This window comes from Okeania hirsuta, from assembly GCF_003838195.1.
Lineage (GTDB): Bacteria > Cyanobacteriota > Cyanobacteriia > Cyanobacteriales > Microcoleaceae > Okeania > Okeania hirsuta.
Genome location: NZ_RCBY01000442.1, coordinates 1 through 3,087, shown reverse-complemented (window position 1 = coordinate 3,087; position 3,087 = coordinate 1). Strand labels below are relative to the sequence as shown.

At 34.4% G+C, this 3,087-nt stretch carries 5 protein-coding genes; 1 reads left to right on the top strand and 4 read right to left on the bottom strand.

The features are described from left to right. The 4 genes from D5R40_RS31525 to D5R40_RS31515 form a co-directional block, all read right to left on the bottom strand. Positions 1 to 266: hypothetical protein (locus D5R40_RS31525; protein ID WP_339379521.1), on the bottom strand; the 266-nt coding region annotated here is incomplete at its 3' end. Positions 267 to 462: 196 nt separating this feature from the next. Continuing rightward, the gene (locus D5R40_RS41705) at positions 463 to 585 is read right to left on the bottom strand and encodes a hypothetical protein (RefSeq protein WP_275670311.1); all 123 of its coding nucleotides are present in this window, start codon (positions 583 to 585) and stop codon (positions 463 to 465) included. A gap of 85 nt (positions 586 to 670) precedes the next feature. Then, entirely contained in the window at positions 671 to 1,429 is a 759-nt protein-coding gene (locus tag D5R40_RS31520) for a DUF4336 domain-containing protein (RefSeq protein WP_124143937.1), read from the bottom strand. Positions 1,430 to 1,733: 304 nt separating this feature from the next. Beyond that, a complete protein-coding gene (locus D5R40_RS31515; RefSeq protein WP_240038838.1) occupies positions 1,734 to 2,534 on the bottom strand; it encodes a DUF8630 family protein in 801 nt (266 codons plus the stop codon). Between the two features lie 110 nt (positions 2,535 to 2,644). Between D5R40_RS31515 and D5R40_RS31510 the strand changes: the two genes are divergently transcribed. Continuing rightward, positions 2,645 to 3,087, top strand: a 443-nt coding sequence (locus tag D5R40_RS31510; protein WP_134239652.1) for a HEAT repeat domain-containing protein, incomplete at its 3' end; no start/stop codon positions are given.

Here is a 3,087-nt window from a genome sequence, read left to right as displayed (position 1 = left end):
TCATTGAACTTTCCTAATGCTGATGATTCTTGGTTAAAATTTTCATCAATTAATAGTAAATTGTTATATATTTCAATTCCTAAAATAGGTTTGATTAAAGTCAGAAACCACAGAACAATACCTGATGGAAGCAAAATCAAACAAATTTCACTAACAAAAAAACTGATGGAATGACAAAATATATTATTAGTATTAGCTAACTCAATTTTTTTCTGCCAAGCTTGCAATAGTGAAATATCTTCTTTTTTATTATTAGTTTCTGACATTTCTCTTGACGATATTCAAATTAATATATTAGGACTATAAGATAGTAATGGGAAATATAATATCTACTTAATTATCCATCATCAAATGTTGAATAAGTTGATGAGCTGCTCCGATGAGGATATTTGGTGATGGATAATTAAGTAGATATTATATTTCCCATTACTATCTTATAGTAATGGGAAATATAATATCTACTTAATTATCCATCATCAAATGTTGAATAAGTTGATGAGCTGCTCCGATGAGGATATTTGGTAGTGAGTAAGATGATGCTATTTTTTTTGATAGGTCGATATTGACAAAAAAGTCGTTCGTCATCAAAAAAATTTTCCTTTTACGCTAAAGCATACAAAACTTTTGAAAAGTCACATTAATAGCTTCTGACTTCTGACTTCTGACTTCGTTAACTCTTTCCTAACCAAGCAAAAGCTCGATTTAATTCAGCAGTACCATTTTTTTCATACCATTTTCCGTGGGATAAAATAATTTTTTGAGGCTCCCATTTTAACATCTGCTTGAAACAGTCACGAGCTTGATTTTTTCGCCCCCAAAATGTTACTCGCAAATCCAGTGGTGTTTTACCATTTGGAGCTGCACAACCAATCAACTTTATGAGAAAACCAAATTTTTTACTAACTTTATTCAGCTCAAAATTTTCAATCAAATCTGTCAGAATAAGGGTAGAACTTTGGCGATGAAAAAAAACTACTTCATCCATAAATCTACTACCTCGAAAAATTAATTGAGCAATTTCTTCTGACCATTCAACGGGCGCTTCATCTGCTAAAAAAGTATGAAAAGTCACCTCAATTTTCTGTTGTGCTGCTCGTTCTAAAACTCCTGGTGATGCCCATGCAGTAGCTTCTGGATAAGCCTTTGCCCAATTATGAATGTAAGTATAATGAATTTTGTTAGGTGAAATTAAGTGACGCACTAAACCTAATTTATCAATTTCTGCTTTTAATTTTGGGGTTAATTCTATGGGAGAATGACACCATAATTCACCATTTTTTAGTCGCACAATTGTCATGCGTGTAGGAAATGGAATCCTGGTTCCATACATTGCCATTGTGACAATTCCTCCATCAACAATCCAAATATTTTCATCTACTATTTTAGGAATATTAATTGGTTCATATAAATCGATAATATTTTGACTCATAGGAAAACCTATTTTTGAGTTTTATGCTTAAGAAGTAAGAAGCAAGAAGCAAGAAGCAAGAAGCAAGAAGGAAAAATATTGCTCTGAGTTTTAAGCTTTATTTAGTGCATCGAATTTTACTTGTAAATTTTACTTGTAGTAAACTGACACAGCTAAAACTGTGCAATAGATTGTTATTTCTAGGTGTCTTTATCTCCCCTACTCCCCTACTCCTCTACTCCCTAATGCAAAAAATTAGGTGTGTCAGTCCACTACTGGAATTTCTTCCCTCCTGACTCCTGACTCCTGACTCCTGACTCCTTCTTCAACAAGTAGAAAACTGCTGTAATTTACTAACTAAATGGTCAAAATAAGGAGCTAATTCTGCTTGTTTTTCCTCGGAAAATCTTTTTAAGCTAGCCGTTTTAATTGCTTCTAAACCTAACACCATTGCTGATAGTGGTACAAGCAATTCTTGATAAAGTAAATTCATATAATGCAGACCTTCAGCACTGGTAAAATCTGTCCGATCGCCAGCAATTCCATAAGTAATACAACGTAAAAAATGCCAGAAGTCTCGCCAACAAGCTTCGGCTCGTGCTGGTGGATATAAATCGCCTCCTTCTGCTGTAATATTCGGATATTTTGCTAATACTTTTTCCCTAGCTTCATCAACTATTTCTGCTGCACAATCTCGAAGTAAACTAGCAGCTTCAAGAGAAAAAGTTGGCATTTTTGCATAATTTTTGAGTACCTGTAAATCATCATCTGTTAAATAACGACCTTCATCATCAGCCATTTGAAATAGTTGAATTACTTCTGTTGGTAAAACCTCTTCCCAAGTTTTAAAACTAACTATTCTCGCTTTAGGAATTAATTGTTTGGCAGCTTCAGTTAAAGGTGTAGGTTGTTGTAAACGCAGCTCTTTCAGGGTTTTATCAATAAAGGACAATTCTGGATGTTGTTCCAACTTGGCCATTACCTTGGCTTTAGGCATCTTAACTTTTTTCGCTGTTTCTATAGTGTCATTGACAATACGCTCTTTCAATTGCTCTAAACCTGTGATTACTTCTTCTATTTCTTGAACTTTTGGTGTTGAAGTATTGGCTTCTATAGTTTCAGACATAATGACTTTCTCATCAATTTTTGTATTTTTCTGAAATTTATCATCCCAGATTTAGGGATTAGTTGCTAGTATTTGTAAAGAAACGTAAATAAAATTAAGGAAGCCTTAACATGGAAATGAAGCAAATTCAGTTATACTTAAATAGCTCTGATTCTCAAGAGAGACTCAAAGCACTGACCGAGTTGAGAAATTATGAAAGCGAAATAGCAATTCCTTTGCTCATAACTAGACAGCGCGACCCAGAATTTATAGTACGTTCATTTGTAGCAATGGGATTGGGCAATAAACGCAGTCCAGAATCATTTAAAATCTTACTGGAAATGATGAAAAATGACCAAGACTACAATGTGCGAGCTGAAGCTGCAAACTCCCTATCTAAGTTTGGAGAAGAGTCAATTCCTCATTTACTGGAAACATTCCGTCAAGACGATAATTGGTTAGTGCGTCGGAGTATTCTTGCTCCTCTTACAGAAATGCCATTTCCTGAAGCACTCTATGAAGCATGTATTTGTGCGATCGCAGGTGAAGATTTGACTGTCAAGGAAGCTGCCAT